Source organism: Methylobacterium sp. CCH5-D2 (assembly GCF_001556475.1).
Lineage (GTDB): Bacteria > Pseudomonadota > Alphaproteobacteria > Rhizobiales > Beijerinckiaceae > Methylobacterium > Methylobacterium hispanicum.
Window position 1 is genome coordinate 1 of the sequence record NZ_LSIX01000009.1, and the last position, 2,659, is coordinate 2,659.

At 76.5% G+C, this 2,659-nt stretch carries 2 protein-coding genes and 1 pseudogene; 2 read left to right on the plus strand and 1 reads right to left on the minus strand.

Annotated elements, in window-relative coordinates; genetic code table 11:
* Positions 1–680 (plus strand): annotated as a pseudogene (locus AX737_RS00175) (lipopolysaccharide biosynthesis protein); the annotation flags it as partial.
* Positions 681–735: 55 nt separating this feature from the next.
* Here the strand turns inward: AX737_RS00175 and AX737_RS00180 are convergent.
* Entirely contained in the window at positions 736–1,932 is a 1,197-nt protein-coding gene (locus AX737_RS00180; protein WP_066918047.1) for a GNAT family N-acetyltransferase, read from the minus strand.
* A 254-nt stretch (positions 1,933–2,186) separates the two neighbouring features.
* Here AX737_RS00180 and AX737_RS00185 point away from each other — a divergent pair.
* Positions 2,187–2,659 (plus strand): polysaccharide deacetylase family protein (locus tag AX737_RS00185; protein WP_156453430.1); only part of this gene is annotated, 473 nt, incomplete at its 3' end.

A 2,659-nucleotide genomic window follows, 5' to 3' on the forward strand; every position in this document is an offset into this window, starting at 1 on the left:
GCTCCGGCTCCCGCGCCGCGGCGCAGGAGCCGGAGCCGATGCCCGCGCCGTCCGGCGCGCCGGAACCGGCCGGGTTCGCGCTCGCTCCGCTCGTCGCCCGGCTGGGCGACGGCCCGCGCCGGACTTCGGGCCGCACGGTGCTGGTGGTCGAGACCGAGCCGCGCCGGGACGGCGACCTGCCGGACGCGCTCGCCCGGCATCTCGCGGCGGGCGCCGCGACGCTCGCGATCGACCTGAACGGCCCGGAGGAGGAGGCGGACGAACCCGGCCTCACCGACCTCGTCGCCGGCGAGGCCGCCTTCCAGGATGTGATCCAGGCCGCGGGCGGCCTGCAGCGGATCGCGACCGGGTCCGTGGACACGCAGGTGCTGCTGGACGAGCCCGACGTCCTGGCCGCGACCGTGGATGCCACGGCGGAGGCCTACGACTGGGTGGTCTTCCGCCTGCGCCTCGTGCCGGAGGTCCTGGCGCTGCTGGCGCAGCTCGCCCCCCAGATGGACAGCGTGATCCTCGCCTCGAACGCCTCGGCGGACGATCCCGAACTCGGCGACCTGTTCGGCCTCGCCGAGGATGCGGGCGCCGGGCAGGTGCTGGTGGCCCAGGACCGTCCCGCGCGCCGCGCCGAGCCGGTAACGGAGCCGGTCGCGGAGCCGATGGAGCTGCGCCTCTCCGCCGCCTGAGGCCGGCCCGAGGTCGGCCCAAGGCCGGCCCGAGGTCGGCCAAAGGCCGGCGCACTCACGCCGGTGGGCGTTCCCGCGCCCGCAGACGCCGCACGCGACCGAGCAGGGCGAAGATGCGGGGATCGCGCTTGATCCGGCGCTTCAGCCGGGTGAGCCCGGCCGCGGCGAGCGCGAAGGCCCGGCCCCGCGGGGTGACCGGCAGGACCGGCTGAGCGATCGCGATGGTCTCGTCGCAGGTGTTCTGCTTGTAGCGCGCCTCGCCGAGCCCGAGATCGAGGCTGCGCCGGCCCCGAGCCGCCTGGTCGCGCACGAGATGCTGCAGCAGCAGGTCGCCGGGGCTGGAGCGGGCGACCTCCGCCTCGGCGTCGAAGGCGGTGAGCATGCCGCTGAACCGGTGCGCGTCCACCGCGCCCGCGAAGGTCGCGAGCACGCGGCCGCGGCCAGTCGCCACGAGCGCGTGGATCTCGATCGCCGGGTCGGGCCCCGCGGCGGCGCGCTCGAGGAAGGCGCGGGTGGCGGGGTCGGCGTAGGGGTTGCGCAGCCCGAGTGCGGCGAGCCGCGCCGCCTTCTGCTCGTGGAAGGCCGCCAGGAACGCGACGCGCTCCCCCGGCGTCTCGGCCCGGACGTAGGCGAGGGGGCCGAGGCTCTCGGTCAGGCGCCTCTCCTTCGCGCGCAGCTTCTTGCGGGCCTCCGCGCTGAAGGCGCGCCGCAGGCTGGCCTCCGGATCGGGCCCGAGCCGCATGCCGTAGGCATCGCTCGGGGCCGGTGGCGCCCCGGCCGCCAGGGGGTTCGGCGTCCCATCCCAGAGACGGGGCTGGGGCCCGAGCAGGAACACGTCGATCCCCGCCTTCCGGCCCGCCCGCGCGAGCGCGCGCCGCAGCGCCGCGGGCGCGAGCGCCGCGGCCTCGGGATCGGCGAAGAGCGGCAGGTGGAAGTTCGCCTGCCCGCCGCCGACGACCCGCGCGACCCGCACGCCGAAGGACCGGCCCACGCTCAAGGGCAGGAGCAGGCGCGGGCGCCCGGCCGCATCCCGCAGGACGAGCACCCGGATACCGGTGGGATCGGGCAGGGCGGCGACGTAGGCCGAGACCCAGGCGAAGCGCTGATAGGGCGTGGCGAGGATGCCGCCGCGCGCCTCAAGGCCGCGCCACAGATCCTCGGCGGCCGCGAGCCCGGGCAGGATCTCGGCCCGCAAGCCTTGACCGGCCGCGTCGGCGAGGCGTCCGTCGTGGTTCGGGACCGGAACCGTCATGCGCTCCCCGCGTGCCCGGACCGCCGCGTCCGGGACGGCCTGCACGGGTCCGCGGCCCATGGCGAGTGAGCCGGGCCAGGACGTCGAACAAGAACACCGAGCAAGTGCAAGCAAGACCCCGTAGCACGCGGCTTGATGAAAGTGGACGATGCAGCGCGAGCGATCTCAATCACGCCGCCACTTTCCCCTTCCTTTACCGGCGCGCTGCTAGAAGCCGGCCTCGCGCCCGCTCCCGGGCTCCGGGCTCGGCCGCCATGCTCTCCTCCCGCAGCCGCCACCGCCTGTTCGAGGCCGGGTTCCGGGCGGTCGCCGTGAGCGGCGCGGATCGCTGGCTCGCCCCGCTCGCCCGCGGGCGCGGCCTGATCCTCACCTTCCACCACGTCCGGCCCGAGCCGCCCGGAGCCTTCGCGCCGAACCGGCTGCTGGCGATCACGCCGGACTTCCTCGACCTGACGCTCGGGACGCTGCGGGCGCGCGGCTTCGAGCTCTGCCCGCTCGACGCGGTGCCCGAGCGCCTCGCGCGCGAGACCGGGCCGCCCTTCTGCGCCCTGACCTTCGACGACGGCTACCGCGACAACGCGGTCCACGCCGCGCCGGTGCTGGCCCGGCACGGCGCGCCCTGGACGCTGTTCGTGGCGAGCGACTTCGCCGCGGGCGAGGGCCGGCTCTGGTGGGTCGAGCTGGAGCGCGCGGTGGCGCGCCTCGACCGGGTGCGGCTGGAGGCGGG

Bases quoted from the DNA above. Each gene is read 5' to 3' on its own strand.
- AX737_RS00180 (WP_066918047.1), bottom strand. From the start codon at position 1,932: ATGACGGTTCCGGTCCCGAACCACGACGGACGCCTCGCCGACGCGGCC.